We start from the raw sequence: 15,370 nt of genomic DNA on the forward strand, positions 1-15,370 counted from the left end.
AGTGTAATCATAGACTTTCTATGTTTTAGTTCACTTTACGCAGAATTAATATTTCCCTATTTTTGTGGAGTAACAGTTTCCACTTTTAATTCCTTTATTCCTTCTTTTAATGTAACAGCATCTGTTCGTAATGTTTTCCAACTGTCTTTCGCTGCATTTAAATTAGGTTTTAAGAATTTAAATTTATTTTGATCGGCTTTTTGAGCTGCATTCTCAATATGCCCTAGAACGCCCGAATATTGAGAATCTAAATCATGCCACTGCGTGGACATATAAGTAAGAGCGTTAATAGCATCATCAAGCGCCTTGTGCATTTCATTAATATTACTGTAAGCAACTCCAACTACACGATTTAAGGTTACTTTATAATCCACGGTCTGACGTAATTCTGCTAATAAAGGCTCTAACTTACCTAAATTATCCCTTGCTACTCCCACTATAATACCGCCAATTATTGGTAGACCCAAAATAGCACCCTTCATTACATTAAACCCATCAGATTCTAATTGTTTATAATAGTTTACTGATCCTAATACTTCTTCTAGACGCTTTTGATCGGCATCAACATCTGCACCTTGATTTTTTAAAATTGACTGCAAGAGCTCTTTATTACTTCCAAAAGCTCTAACATCATGTCCAATAGAGTCTCTTAATTTAGTTAATTCTTCTATTAGTTGTTGTGCATACTTTTGATTTTGTTGAATTTCACCTCGCAAATCTGTAATCCCTTCTTTTAAAGTTTCTCCATCCCCTGTATTAATCGCTTCTACCATTGTTTCATAATAATTGTCAAATGTTGTATCGTATTCAACAATACCATTCAATGTATCTAAAAGCTGTTTTTTTACTTTCGTATCCCAAGTAACAGCATGTGCCCTTGCATTCTTTTGATCTTGTACGATTCTACCAGGTAAATCTACATATCCATTAATGGTAATTCCCTCAAAATTCACATCAGGATTCTTAATTAACATATAAGAATAGGCATTCATAGATTTTGCAAATAATCCAGCCTTTTGCAAAGTCTCTTTCATTCTCGCTTCATTTGCAGAAAGAGCCGTATCTCCATTGTTCGTTTGTTCAATTTCACTTGCAAAAGTTGTTACTGGTGAAACTACATTAGCAGTTGTAATAGTTAATAGCGTCGATACAGCTAGTAATTTATAAGGGATTTTTTTTATCATTTCATTTTCCTCCAATTTAGGTTTTAAATTTCAGTTCTACTCCTGTTTAAAAGCAATATCTTTTGAAATGAATTCTGCATCTTTATGAATATCATTCCAACTTTCTTTAGCGGCTTTTAAATCATCTGGTATTAAAGAGAATTTGTGGTCTTGCATAGAATCGATATTATCCAGTAAATCTGTATAATTTGCGCCCATTGTATTCCATTGCTTTTGAATATTTGTTAGAGACAATATCGCTTGATCTACAGTCTGATATAAATATGCCAATGTTTCTTTCGCGTTAGTAAGCGAAAGAACTGCTTGATTAGCACGATCTGCTTTCATACTTAATTCTCCGATTTTGTTAGAAATTTCATTATAGGAGTCCATATGCTTAGATGCTGTGACACCAGCCGCAGTTCCTAGACCGATACCAGCTGCGCCAAGAGCCGAGAGTCCACCAACAACAGCCGGTGTTGCTGTACCGCCAGTTACAACAATAACTACCGCTCCTCCAATAGCTGCAATAACTAAAATAGCTGCTCCCAATCCACCACCAATTGACCATGCTAATACATCATCAAAATGTTTTTTCTGAGTAGAACGAAGTTGCTCAATTTCAGCTTGAAGTTGTGGAATCGTTGCCTGTTGACCTGCTAATATTGCAGTTAATCCACCTTTCCCATCTGGACCACCAACATTATTTTTAAAATCTGTAGAATTTTGATATAGTTTTCCTTTGAAGTCTTGTAGCATCTTAATCACATCTGTAACTTCTTTTGAATTTGTATTGATTGTAGTAATTAAATCATTTATACCCTCTTTTAGACCTGCCTTATCTTTCTTTTGTACAGTTTCTACTAATGTGTCGTAATAATTTTGAAATTGTTCATCGTAATTTACAATATTACGAGCAGTTTTTTGAATCTGTGGCTTCGCTGTATCTAACCAGTAATTCGCATTGATTCGTGACAGCTCTTGATTAAGGTGAATATTTTTGAGCAACTCTCCCCCCTCTGAGCCTAAATCGATATTAGATAAATTTACATTTGGTTGCTTAATCATTGTTTTTGCGTATAAATCCATTACTAGAATATGAGACCCTGTTTCAGCTAATGCTTTCTTCAGTCCTTCGGGGCCTAATGCATAATTGCCTACTTTTTGTTCTTGAGCAATCGTTTCTTGTGCAAATGCATGAATAGTGTTACCGGTAGTAGCAGTTATAACAGTTGCTAATGTAGCTAAAGTTAGTACTTTGAATGGAAATTTCTTCATGACTATTCTCCTTCTTTCGCTAAATGCTTATACTCTTTATAGATTTCCAAAAACGTAATATCAAAATTTATATACTTGCTCTTCAAGGTAATTTATTACATTTTTTAATTGTCTTAATGTATCTTTTTGAGACTGCTCGTTAGTTGCATCAACATTAGTAGATAATTTTGTAATGCTATTTTTTATTAGATTTAAATCTTCTTTATAGCGCTTTAGTAGATCAAGTTCTACATCTACTTGATTTGCAAACGTATGCAAATCATTTTGTGTAAGAAGAAGCATTGATTTTTGTAAATCAGCTATTGATAATTTCGTTGTTAAATCATATATTTTTTGATTTTGTTTCTCTAAATCATCTAAATATGCTCGCTGTTCTGCTGTTAATTTATTTACTTCAGCAAAAACGCCAAATGTTTTCTTAATCTTTTCGGTATCAATAACCTTCATCAGGTCATACTCTTGTGTTTTTGCTGCGGCTGCGGCTGCTATTTCACCTTGTTTGCTTTTCTCAATTGCTTCACGAGCTGCTTTTTTTGCTGATTCAATCTCTAGAGCAGTTTTACCTTGCTCTGTTGCTTCTTGCACTGCTTTTTTCTCAGCTTCTAGAATAGAGTTGTTAATTTCTTTTCCTTTGTTATACGCTGCCACCCCTGCTTGCGCAGCTGGTTCAATAATTTCTTTTGAAAGACTATAAACTTCTTTGAATATAGCAAATCCCTGTTCATTTAAAGCCCCTGGTATTAAGGCAATTTGCTGTAAATCATTTTGAATTGCTTTTTTGGTATTTAATATTTCATTTTTTAACTGGTCTATTTTTCCTGTTCCATCTGTACTTAGTATGCCTTGCGCAGTTGCCACATTGGTATCAAAATCTTTTAATTTTTTATCAAGCTGTAATTTAAGATCTGTTAATTCATTGATTTGCCGTTGCGTATTTTCTTGATTCGTCATAGCCATTTCTTGAAGTACTTCAAGTCTATCCGAAAACCCTTCTCTATCTTCTTTATTGTCTACAAACGATTTTAATGTCGGGTAATAGCTATTAAATTTTGTTACAAATCCTTTACTTTTTGAATTTAATAGAATTAACTGTGGATAGAGTTCCGATGACCATTCCTTCATATCTTGTTTGATTAGGAATTGATTTGTATTTAAAGCTGTGACTTCCTCTAACTGTACATTAGGACTCATTAAAGATTGATCAATATACGTTTGGATTAATTTAGATTGCGCACCTAATTTTCGTAATGAAGAGGAAATATCCATGCCTTCCTGTTGAGTTTCCGCTTGAACGATTGGTGTTGCAAGAGTATTGATAGGAATATTTGCTCCAGTTACAATGGATGTGACTAATAATCCTGTAATTATTTTAGTTTTCATTCCGTACACTCCTTTACCATTGTTTTTATAACTTAATTCATATAACTTGTATGACCTCTCTCTTTGTAAACTGATTAAGAAGGAGAAATCTTTCAGATAGGATAATATCGTTATTTTTTACTTCTAATAGAATGTAAGGATTTTACTTACCTCTCACTTCGATACTCTATTTTTTCAAATATAAATAACAAAAATTTATTAACTATATTTGAATCAAGCACCCTATGAATAGTAAATGTGTAATTCTTCCCTAGAATTGCGGTTTAACTTACAGAACCGCGAGAATCAATAAACCAATGCTTACAGTTAATCTTGCTACAACATTGTTTAATTTAAATTTAATAATATTACTCTTAGTTTTATCAGCAAACTCCATACTAGACTACAAAAGGTAAAATTATACTGTACATCGCTTATACTTTTATTGCGGAATAACTTCACTTTTGTTATGCAGAAACTTAGAACACGTTTATTACAAATTTGATTCTTGACCTCTTGTGAATAAATTTACTATTTAGAATATTATTAACGACATAATGTTACTTACAACTTCACTATAATTCCTATTAGCGTAACCTTCTCCTTTCTGTCTGGTCATACCAGTTATGTTGTTCATTAAAACATTAAATTTTTAATGCGTAAATAGAAAAATTTTGTCGATTAAGCTCGATAATTTACTGTTAAATAAAAATATGCCCCAAAAAAATTATATAAATATAGTTATTCGTAAATTTCATTTCTGTAATTGTAATGATTACAAATTAATGTGTATACGGTTAAAAATAACTATTTTCGCTCAACCAAGAAATTTTATTTTAGAAAAAATACTTATAGAATAATATAATAGGTCTTTTTATACTTTTTTACCTTTATTTAGTTATGTATAATTGCATAAAATGTAGATATATTTAGTAATATATGTTATATTATTGATCTTTTTACAAAACATCCTAATATCATTATTAATAAATATCTAATATGAAGATATTAGTCTATAAACTTATCTTCGTTATAAACGTAGGTTTTAAATGACAAAAAAGCTACAAAGTTTCCTTGGAGCACTTTGCAGCCTTCTATCTTTTTGTTTCCTTTAGCAAAATAATGGTTAGTGAATTTTCATTTTTTGGGATACTTATACCCATGTTTAAGTCTTTACATTGGAGACAGCAGATAACAAGCTTATATTACTGTATATTTTTCACGGTACTGCCTGGGAGTCATGCTAGTGATTTTTTTGAAAACTCTTATAAAATAACTTTGGTCATTAAAGTTAAGCCACGCACAGATATCTGATAACGAATAAGTAGTGAGTGTTAATAATTTTTTTGCTTCTTCCACTCGTTCCCTTTGAATATATTCGCTTAAAGTAATTCCCATTTCTTTTTTAAATAGTTTAGACAGATAAGTAGGCGTAATTTCTAAATGATTAGCAAGTTCATTCAGAGATATTCCATCGTAAACATTTTTATTAATATGTTTTATACATGTAGTAACCGCGTAAGAATACTTTTTTGCATTGTATTCTTTCACACGATCTGCAAAAGTACGTAAAGCATCCCCTGACAATCGCTTTACAGATTCTACATTATCTAATTGTTCCAGGGTTTGTATATATAAAATACTATGAGCAAAAGCAATATCTGGTGGCAGGTTTCCTTCTATTGCATATCGAGTGGCTAAGGTAATCGCAATAATTCCAAGGTTTTTTTGATTCCTGAGCGGATCCTCTATTAGCATAAGTTCAACATCTTCTTGCGAAACCGCATACATATACTGTATTAACTTTTTTTTATTGCCTTCTTTAATAGTCGAAAAGAAATCATTTACTAATGCCATATTGTGCGTTTTAGGTTTGTTTTGTCGGCGTTTTAAAATATATAAATCAGGTTTCACATTTTTATTAGGAATTTCCTCTAGTACTTTATTTTTTTCCAAGACAATATCTACATCTAACTTTTCATTGAAAATCATGTAATGTAATAAAATTCCCATATCAATTAATGTAGTTTTTTTAATCTCAGATAAACACTGATAATAGGCAAGTCTTTCTTGAATGTTATCATTTGATTTAAATTCTTTCTGAAATTTTATGATCATATCATCTGAATCTTTTGGATGTATAGTAGGACCGATTATAATAGTCCCTTTAATATCATCATGATTTTCTATATGAATTAGAACAAAATTTTCAAGATAGTTGTTACTTCGAAAAAGTGGCAAGTTAAAGGGATCGTTTTCTTGATAAATATCACTAAGATGTTCTTCTTTTGAAGAATAAAAAGGACTACAAACATTATCAGATGTAGAATGATATAAAATTTTTCTGTCTGCAGATAAAATATGTACAGGGGCATTAAATGCTTTATGTGCAAGATCACACAAGTGTTGTATATCGATAGAAGTATTCATTACATTCTCCTTTATAGATCCATAAAATATATTCTGTTAGATATAATTCACGACAAATAATACTATAAAATATCAAATTAGTACAATTCACAACAAAATATTACTATATCTTTTTTATAAAAATCATATATTATTTAATTGTAGTTAGCATCTAAACATCAGAGTAGATAAGTAAATGAAATAAGTTAAGTTCTTTTCTTAATTCTACAAGATATAATTATTGAACTTGAGAAAACAGTGAAGTACTACAAAATACAGTGGTAGTCAATGCGAGGACCAAGCTGGAAAAAGATTTAAAATACAGCGAAAGTAACAGGAGATACTGTACCACCGCAAGAAACAACAGTCAAAGTTCCAATTCAATCACTTATACAAATTGAATTCAAAAAAATAAATACTGCTAATTTAAATATGAAACTGAAAAACTATTTTGCTCCAAATTTTAAAAAAAGATAATAAAGAAGTTGTGAAATTGGAAACAGATGAAAGCGATACGGTTATTTTTGAAGCACTATGCTTTGAAAAGTACAAGGTGGAGGAAATTCAAGTACTCAACTAAACATAAAAAAACGAATGGAATATTCAAAAAAATGACACTATATTACTGGTCGCAACATTAGTTTTACTTTCCACAAAAGAGGAAAATATATAGACTTTACAAATACTAAAAATAGCAAACTAGATAGTTTTATTACCGCATCACATAAAGTGAAACTTTAATCAGTGGGGGTTTTGTTCATCCCCACTGATTATTAGCCCACACCAATCGGGCTTTTACGGACAGTTGATCCCCCACCTAACTTCTTTGCTTCCGCTGAATTTTGAGGTGGGGGTCTTACTGCCCAGCAAACAGCGAGATAAACTTATTATTAATTTCCAAATACAATAGTTGTTAATCAACAAAAAACTTCAATAACCAAGGTGCACAGTAAATTGACCTCAAAACAATAATTACTACAATATCAGGTTTTGCTTATTCTATAAAAAAGAAATATCACTTAAAAACTATTCCTTTATATCGATTTAGACATAAAACATTTTATTATATCGGCTTAAGTATTATGGAATTAAAATTATAATTAACACCAAAACTCTTTTAAAGGCTTATACATCGTTCGTATCGAATTTACCACCTTTCGATACCTATGTGATTAGCACAACTAAAAAAGATTATTACAAAGGAATCTGAGAGGTTTTTTCAATTTAGAAATTTATTTTTTTGTAAATTAAAGGAAAAATAATCCGTATATATACGGATTATTTTCTTAGTGTAGTCTGTATTGACCTGTTAACTGTTTTTCAGCCATTCAAACTAAGCGTTTTGTAATCTCTCCAACGATCCGAACCATTTGCAGATGATGTGATGTATCAGGTCCCAGTGTGACCCCTAGTTCAAAAGCACTTTCATACTTCATTTGCTCAATAGTACTTGTAGTAGCAGAAATAAGAATTTCATTTGTATTACTTTCGCATGAGTAACCTAATTTATTCCAGTATTTTTATAGGAACCCTTTCCCTCCCCTTATTCCACCAATTAAATTTGAAACACAAATGTACATTGCATTTCAATATAACAATAAAAGCTACAAAAGCAACGAATTTACTATTTTAAAGTTAAGTGTTTAACCTTTAAGTACTTAAATTCTTTTTTCCAGATAAAGCATACATTATATCTTGATGTTTTATTGTCCTCTTATAATTATGTGGTATCGGGAATTTATTTCGGTGTTCTTTTATTATAATTAAAGTTTGAAGTTCTATGCTCAATACTTTTGCGAGGACATGATAGTTATATCCATTGTTTAACAGAGAAATTATGTCATAAAACATAGTTTTTCCACCCACTAATTTTACTAATTTATTCTTTAACTCATCCCTTTTTTCTTTAGCTTCATCAATTTCTAACAACATAGATTTTTTATTTGTCTGCTTAATGTATTGAGTATACAACTCTGGGAATTCTTTTTGTACTTCTTTGTTTAATACTGGTTTATATTTAATCATATAAGTAACTTGTAACAATGAGCGTTTTAACAAACTATCTTCAATGAGATACGCTACTTTATTAAATAAATGTACATATTCCTCAATATTGGAATAACTATTAAAATGAGCTAATACTCTACTTTTTATACTAAAAGCCTTGCCTACATAAATAATATTGTCATTATAGTCTTTAATGAAATAAATACCACTGTCAGATTTTTTCAATTTATTATCCAATTCTTCTATACTCATAAAATGCAATTCACTCATACTTCTCTCTCCTTAGCAGTTTTAAATCGTAAAAAACAAGCAAGGTTTCTAAAAAAGTACTTAGCTGCCCTAGCATCTCTTATTTTATCTCTTGCTAAATGTCAAAAAACTGTTTCTATGTTACTCAACTATCAATATGATTATTAATAAAATTTTCAATCGTTATTATCTCGCAATTTTATCATGTAATTTCGAGATCGTTTCCTCATTTAAATTACTGTGTTTTATCGAATAAAGGAAATATATTACTACCCCAATAGTAATCCAAATACTAAAGTACAACCATGTCCTTAACGGTAAATTTAGCATTAAAAACACACAGCATACAATTGCAACGCATGGTAATACAGGTACAAAAGGTACCATAAATCCACGTTTTAAATTTGGGTGTGATTTACGAAGGATAATAACTGATAGACAAACTAACGCAAACGTCACCAAACTACCGATATTAACTAAATTAACTAATTCTTTCAAATCAATAAACCCAGCTATTATAGAGCTCCCTATTCCTGCCAATCCAGTTATAAAAGTCGGTGCTCCAGTTTTCTTATTAACTTTCGCAAATGATTTCGGTAACAATCCATCACGACTCATTGCAAAGAATACTCGTGTTGCCGCATACATATTGGAAAAAATAACAGCCATAAGGCCAATTACAGCACCTGCAGCAATTGCACCAGCGACTTTTCCTTGTCCTACAACTTCCATTACATACGCCATTGCCTCAGGAACATTTAATTCTTTATAGGAAACCATTCCTGTCATAACAAGGCATACCATAACATAAATAATTGTACATATGATTAATGATGCAATAATACCAATCGGAAGATTACGTTTCGGATCTTTTACTTCTTCTGCTGAAGTTGCTAATATATCAAAACCCGTAAAAGCGAATAAAATAGCTGCTCCACCCGTAAAAACTCCACTTAAACCGTATGGTGCAATTGGTATCCAGTTCATTGGTTTTACATAGAATATACCAACCGTAATAAATAACAAAATCATTCCAATTTTAATCAATACCATTGTATTATTGATTCGTTTGCTTTCCCTCGTACCACGGGATAAGATCCATGCTAATATCAATGTAATGATTACTGCTGGTAGATTCACAATACCACCATGCGAAGGAATCGTTATTAGAGCTTTAGGTATCTCTAATCCAAATCCCTTTATTAAATTGTGGAAATAGCCTGTCCATCCAGCAGCGACAGCCGCTGTTGCCACGATATATATTAACAGCAATGACCAACCTACTAGATGAGCAACAAACTCACCAATTGTTGCATATGAGTACGTATATACACTACCAGACGCCGGGAGTGTAGAAGCAATTTCCGCGTAACATAATGCTATAAATCCACATATAATTGCTGCAAGTATAAATGAAAAAACAACTGCTGGACCAGCATTTCTTGCTGCTACTAATCCAGTTAACACAAGAACGCCTGTTCCAACTATCGAGCCTACCCCTAACATAATTAAATCAAATGCTCCTAATGTTTTCGTTAAAGTCTTGCTTTGATTATGCTCTAACAATTGTGTAACGGATTTCTTTTTTAATAAATTACTCATATTTTCTGTATCCCCTTTAAAATAAGGTTTGTTCTTCTCGTTAGTGTTGTATATAAATTTACTTAGTTATTAACTAGCCTCATAATATTTCTTTTACATTAAATAGATTTGAAATATTATATAAATTCGCTTCTCACTTACTAGTTAAACTAGACATTTCCATAGATTTTTGCGTACAACGTTTCATAGCTGAAATGATAGCTGTTCTTAAACCTTTTTCTTCTAGCGTTACTACAGCTTCTATCGTCGTTCCACCTGGAGAACAAACCATATCCTTCAATTCACCTGGATGTATTCCTGTTTCCAATACCATTTTTGCAGAACCTAATACAGCCTGAGCCGCAAATTTATAAGCTTGTTTTCTCGGCATACCGCCAAGTACAGCAGCATCTGCCATGGCTTCTATAAACATATACACATATGCTGGAGAAGAACCACTAATAGATGTAACAACATCCATTAGTTTTTCATTTACGACCTCCGTCTGGCCGAAAATATTAAATATGTTAAGTACCTCTTTTATATCTTTTTCTGTAACCATTTCATTAAAACATAACGCAGATATTCCTTCTCCAACAAGTGCCGGTGTATTAGGCATTACTCTAACAACCTTTAACTTTCTACCAAATTCATTCTCAGTGCTCTTAATACTTTTTCCTGCAGCAATAGTTACAACGATTACATCATTTTTTATTTGATCTTTTATTTGGTTAATTACCGATGAGTATAAATCTGGTTTGATTGATAAAATTAAAATATCAGCACTGTTAGCGACTTCATTGTTGTTAGTAGTTATAGTTATGCCATATTCATTACTAGCATTTTTTAAATTAATGACGTTTAAATCTGAACAAATTATTTGATCCGGAGAAACTATATTTTTTTTAATCATCCCACCTATCATAGCAATACCCATGTTTCCACATCCGATGAATCCTATTTGTTTATTCATAATAATTTGCTCTTGCTCCTTCTACTCTAAATTTTATTGATTTTGAAATTATTATTCTAAATAAGGGCTATTACAATTACTTGGTTTATCAATAGAATTTCAAAATTCTCCTTCCTATATAGAGCTTACATATACCTCTAATAACTTCTTTGCTTTCGCTGAATTTTGAGGTGGGGGTCTTACTGCCCGGCAAATTGCCGGATAAAATCATTTCTTTAATCTATAATAAGAAGGACATAAAAAAACAAAAAGTTACAAAAATTTTTAAATTAAAATTTTTGTAACTTTTTGTTTTGATGCAAATATAATTTCAATTAAGGTATCTCACCGTTTTAAACTTGACGCTCCATAATCTTGTATAGTTACATTTATATGATATTTAATCGGTACCTTACTAAATGTTTGATCCCAATTTTTTTTGACTTTCTCCCATGTTCTCGGGTGTTTAATTCTTAATTGGTTGCCAAAACCCGCAATATCGACTTGGTATTCTTTTTGTATTTTTTTTGTAACATGATGTACTAAGTGCTTTACTTCTTTTTCAATAGCTTTTTCTTCCCTTTTTAAAAATTCATTTTCAAAATCTTTTCCTGATTGCATCCAATTTTCAGACAAACGCCCTTCTGATTCAATGTTTACATCAAAGGAAATATTATTTCCGTTAACATGTGGTATGATTTTGCTTTTTATTGACTTTATTTCGTATATAATGAGTTTCTTTGATTCTTTATCAAAAGTTTTTACCACACCACCATTCCTTTTTCCGTTTATCCATACTACTCCTTCCAATTCCTGTTCATTTAAAAAGCCCATCAACTTTTTTGTCTTCCCTTTAATTACAGCAGCTCCTGCAAATTTTGTTTCCCCTTTTATCGAGATTACATTTTGCAAAAGAAAACTGGACCCTGACCGCATCTTTCCTTCCAATTTAGCGAGCGATACAGGAGGTAAAATCCTTGTTGTTCTATTTCTATTATCTGCAATTCCAGACAAACGAAATGCTGGGATTTCTCCTTTTTTGTTTGATTCCAGTACCTCCTTCGCTAGACCCTTGCTAATTAAGAGCATACAGCTAAGCCGAACTTCATTGTCACGGAGATACTGTTCAAGTAATTGTTCTAAACTGTATGTACGTACAAGACTATCACTAATAACAATGTTTTTTAAATGTGGGCTGAACATTGTGCTCTCTCTTTTCAATGAAAACTCACGAACAATTTGATGAATGGAATCACCGGTCTCAGAAACATTTATATAACGTTTTTGTTGTCCATTTCCTTTACTTTGTGCTTGCGAACTAACAATTTGATAAGTAGCTGTTATAAGATTTCTTTTAGGATAACCTCCTTCCTCATCCTCTTTCTCAATTGTTGAATCCTTCCCTTTATCTAGTGCTATACCTGCAGTTAAGCTCAACTCTTCTACTTCTTTACTGCTCCAACATCCTGTTAAAAATAGAAGCAAAAGCGTCCACAACAAAGCCAAATAGAACCGCATATAATTAAATTTATGTTTCACACTACTCCTCCTTTTAATCGCGTAATAATAAGAAGAAGCAGTGGCAGTAAACCAAATAAAAATAAAGCAGCATTACCGAGCATATCCCCCAATTTAAGCAAGTCATTTATATTTTTCGAAGTCATAGCAATGATGTAAATGATTGGAATTAAAGCAAAAATAAACGGATGAATACTCTTTTTAAAGAGTTGTGCTAATCCTAATGCAGCTGCATAATAACTAATCGTATAGGTAGCAAATATTTGCATAATCCATATTACAAGCAGTAAAGATTCAAAACGTTCAAATATCAATCCAGAAATTTCAAAACTGCGCATAAGGTCAATTGTCGGCCATGTTCTTGTTACAACTCCATCAATTGATAATGCACCAATGACCATTACAACAGTTATTACATAAAAGATTAACGGAATAGAAATTCCAACTAAAATAGCTTTTACTGCTTTATTTCGTTGTTCCATAAATACCAAAAGAATTAACATAATTTCAGGACCTGTATATGCGAGAGACGTTGTTTTTATCCCATCTAATACTGGTTTAATTCCCAAACCTAATACGGGACGGAGATTATCTATCTCGAATATTCCGATACTCATAAAGGAAATGATTAAAAAAATAAAAACAGTAATAGGAAATATTATTTCAAACATCCGTGCAATTGAATTAATACCACTCATAATCAAATAGAGACCTATCCACATAAAAGGCATAACAATAGCCCATGTGGGGGTTCCTTCTAGCAAAAAAAAGCTTATTACTTCTGCCATTGAACGAATTTGAAATGCTGAAGTTGTAAGAAAATACCCTATAATAAGAAAACTAAGCAACCTGCCTATCCATTTCCCTACAATATCTTGACTGTATTGATAAAATGTTTTATTTGGAAACTGCTGACTTAATTTGACCATAATTACTCCTGAAACCATTGCGAGTATCCCACCTAATATAACACTTAGCCATACATCTGGTGTTTTCACTTTTTCCACAGATGCTCTGGGCAAAGTAAGAATTCCTGTCCCAAGTATGTAATTTACAATAATAACAACTGCTTGTGAAGTTGTTATTCGGTCTTTAGGTATAGTAATCACTGAAGGCCACTTCCTTTCGTCATCAGCTACCTTTTGCGGATAGTTTTTTTGGTATGCATTATTTTCGGTCGACGTCTCATTATTTTTAATGGCATACGAACCATAAAATCTTTCCAGTCACTAAATCGATACGGAACAGCAGGGCTAGTATAAGGAACGCCAAAACTTTTCAGTTTCACTAAATGACTGCAAAGTAAAAGAAAGAAGAGAATAACACCATACAAGCCAAATATCGCAGCACAAAACATAGCTACAAAACGAAGAATGCGTAACGTAATTCCCACACTATATTGCGGAATAGTAAAAGAAGAAATAGCTGTTACCGCAACAACGATAACCATTATTGGACTAACAATTCCTGCTTCTACGGCAGCCTGACCAATTATTAAACCGCCCACAATTCCCATTGCAGGTCCAATCGGTTTAGGCAGACGTAAACCTGCTTCTCGCAAAACTTCGATAGCTACTTCCATAATTAACGCTTCTATTAAAGCGGGAAAAGGAACTCCTTCTCGCGATCCGATAATAGAAATAGCGAGCTTAGTGGGAATTAATCCTGGATGAAATGAAATAAAAGAAATATACAGTGCTGGAGCAAATAATGAAACAAAAGCTGTCATGAAGCGTAATAAGCGGAGAAGCGTACCAGGAAGCCACCTTTCATAATAATCTTCTGGTGATTGCAGCAGCATACTAAATGTAACTGGAGCAATTAAAACAAATGGTGTTCCATCTAACAAAATAGCTACTCGACCTTCCATCAAAGCACTAATAACACGATCAGGTCGTTCTGTATTTTGAATCTGCGGAAAAGGACTTAGATAATTATCTTCAATGAGTTGCTCTATATAACCAGATTCGAGTACACTGTCTATGTCAATTTTCTGAATTCTGTTTTTTATTTCATCCACCAATTCTGTACTAGCAAGATCTTTAATAAATGCGACAACTAACTCTTTCTTTGCACGTTCTCCTACTGGTAGCTTTACTAATGATAAGCTCTCATCCGCACAGTGTCGTCGCAAAAGTGAGGTATTATCACTTAATACTTCAGTAAAACCGACCCGTGGCCCTCTGACTAATGCCTCCGATACTGGTTCTTCAATGTTTCGTTTATTTGCTTTTGTTGTACCAAGAATAAACACATCTGCTAAACCATCAATTAAAAGAGCTGTTGAACCTATCAATACTTTGGTTGTTAAATCTTTTATGTAATGGACTTCTGCTACTTCACTAATTGTAAGAACTTTATTTTTAATATATTCTTTTGAAACAGTCCCCTCCACATAAGAAGATTCATTTTTATATTCATCAGAAAAACCATCCATTAATAATTTCATAATATGTTTGTCAATTATCTCTTTATCTGATAGACCATCAACAAAAACGATCCCAGCTTGAATATCTGTGCGTCCAATATTAAACTTCCGAAAGCGAACATCAGAATTATGTCCGATTTGTTGCTTTATAAGTTCTAAGTTAGAGGCAAAATCATTTGTGAAATGAACGTTTGCATTTTGAGATGGTATATGATCTTGTTTCGTTTTACTTTGAATATTATTTTTTTTCACTTGTTTGTCTCTTGACTTCCACCAACTCATTCTTCCCACTCTTTCTCTGCCATACGAACCCAATGAAAAAATCTTGAGATAGTATACGGAATTAAAAACAAGATAAAAGCTTGTACAAAGACTTTCCAATCTGGAAGATAAGAAGTAATTACGTTCCACATTTTTATCACCCAA

13 protein-coding genes are annotated in these 15,370 nt (G+C 32.2%); 1 reads left to right on the plus strand and 12 read right to left on the minus strand.

Annotated elements, in window-relative coordinates; genetic code table 11:
- Positions 1 to 56: 56 nt before the first annotated feature.
- From hblB to H6481_RS18720, 4 genes are all read right to left on the minus strand, one after another.
- On the minus strand, positions 57 to 1,184 hold the full coding sequence (hblB, locus tag H6481_RS18705) for a hemolytic enterotoxin HBL binding subunit HblB (protein WP_000591972.1): 1,128 nt from the start codon (positions 1,182 to 1,184) through the stop codon (positions 57 to 59).
- A gap of 36 nt (positions 1,185 to 1,220) precedes the next feature.
- The gene (gene hblD, locus H6481_RS18710; protein WP_063547311.1) at positions 1,221 to 2,441 is read right to left on the minus strand and encodes a hemolytic enterotoxin HBL lytic component L1; all 1,221 of its coding nucleotides are present in this window, start codon (positions 2,439 to 2,441) and stop codon (positions 1,221 to 1,223) included.
- 60 nt (positions 2,442 to 2,501) lie between these two features.
- Positions 2,502 to 3,821 (minus strand): hemolytic enterotoxin HBL lytic component L2, encoded by a 1,320-nt coding sequence (hblC, locus tag H6481_RS18715; RefSeq protein WP_097988256.1) that lies wholly within the window; start codon positions 3,819 to 3,821, stop codon positions 2,502 to 2,504.
- Positions 3,822 to 5,000: 1,179 nt separating this feature from the next.
- The gene (locus H6481_RS18720; RefSeq protein ID WP_023521964.1) at positions 5,001 to 6,230 is read right to left on the minus strand and encodes a helix-turn-helix domain-containing protein; all 1,230 of its coding nucleotides are present in this window, start codon (positions 6,228 to 6,230) and stop codon (positions 5,001 to 5,003) included.
- Positions 6,231 to 6,660: 430 nt separating this feature from the next.
- Here H6481_RS18720 and H6481_RS18725 point away from each other — a divergent pair, with 430 nt between their 5' ends.
- Positions 6,661 to 6,789 (plus strand): hypothetical protein, encoded by a 129-nt coding sequence (locus tag H6481_RS18725; RefSeq protein ID WP_003270913.1) that lies wholly within the window; start codon positions 6,661 to 6,663, stop codon positions 6,787 to 6,789.
- Positions 6,790 to 7,537: 748 nt separating this feature from the next.
- On the opposite strand, the gene H6481_RS18730 is transcribed toward H6481_RS18725, so the two are convergent.
- The 8 genes from H6481_RS18730 to H6481_RS28895 all read right to left on the minus strand — a co-directional run bounded on the left by H6481_RS18730 (position 7,538) and on the right by H6481_RS28895 (position 15,357).
- Positions 7,538 to 7,681, minus strand: a complete 144-nt coding sequence (locus H6481_RS18730) for a small, acid-soluble spore protein, alpha/beta type (protein ID WP_071729993.1) — start codon at positions 7,679 to 7,681, stop codon at positions 7,538 to 7,540.
- Positions 7,682 to 7,859: 178 nt separating this feature from the next.
- A complete protein-coding gene (locus H6481_RS18735) occupies positions 7,860 to 8,486 on the minus strand; it encodes an excinuclease ABC subunit C (RefSeq protein WP_001292161.1) in 627 nt (208 codons plus the stop codon).
- A 165-nt stretch (positions 8,487 to 8,651) separates the two neighbouring features.
- On the minus strand, positions 8,652 to 10,067 hold the full coding sequence (locus H6481_RS18740; protein WP_097988257.1) for an amino acid permease: 1,416 nt from the start codon (positions 10,065 to 10,067) through the stop codon (positions 8,652 to 8,654).
- Positions 10,068 to 10,200: 133 nt separating this feature from the next.
- Positions 10,201 to 11,019 carry a pyrroline-5-carboxylate reductase gene (gene proC, locus H6481_RS18745; RefSeq protein WP_097988258.1) on the minus strand — a complete coding sequence of 273 codons (819 nt, stop codon included), beginning with the start codon at positions 11,017 to 11,019 and terminating at the stop codon, positions 10,201 to 10,203.
- 324 nt (positions 11,020 to 11,343) lie between these two features.
- Positions 11,344 to 12,537 (minus strand): Ger(x)C family spore germination protein, encoded by a 1,194-nt coding sequence (locus H6481_RS18750; protein WP_000680796.1) that lies wholly within the window; start codon positions 12,535 to 12,537, stop codon positions 11,344 to 11,346.
- Positions 12,534 to 13,625 (minus strand): spore germination protein, encoded by a 1,092-nt coding sequence (locus H6481_RS18755; protein ID WP_078993247.1) that lies wholly within the window; start codon positions 13,623 to 13,625, stop codon positions 12,534 to 12,536. The genes H6481_RS18750 and H6481_RS18755 overlap by 4 nt, the downstream gene beginning before the upstream one ends.
- A gap of 26 nt (positions 13,626 to 13,651) precedes the next feature.
- Positions 13,652 to 15,226, minus strand: coding sequence for a spore germination protein (locus H6481_RS18760; RefSeq protein WP_182812794.1), 1,575 nt, complete (start codon positions 15,224 to 15,226; stop codon positions 13,652 to 13,654).
- On the minus strand, positions 15,223 to 15,357 hold the full coding sequence (locus tag H6481_RS28895; protein WP_000267389.1) for a hypothetical protein: 135 nt from the start codon (positions 15,355 to 15,357) through the stop codon (positions 15,223 to 15,225). The genes H6481_RS18760 and H6481_RS28895 overlap by 4 nt, the downstream gene beginning before the upstream one ends.
- Positions 15,358 to 15,370: the final 13 nt, after the last annotated feature.

It is taken from the genome of Bacillus sp. ME78, from assembly GCF_903970865.1.
In the GTDB taxonomy this organism is placed as follows: domain Bacteria; phylum Bacillota; class Bacilli; order Bacillales; family Bacillaceae_G; genus Bacillus_A; species Bacillus_A cereus.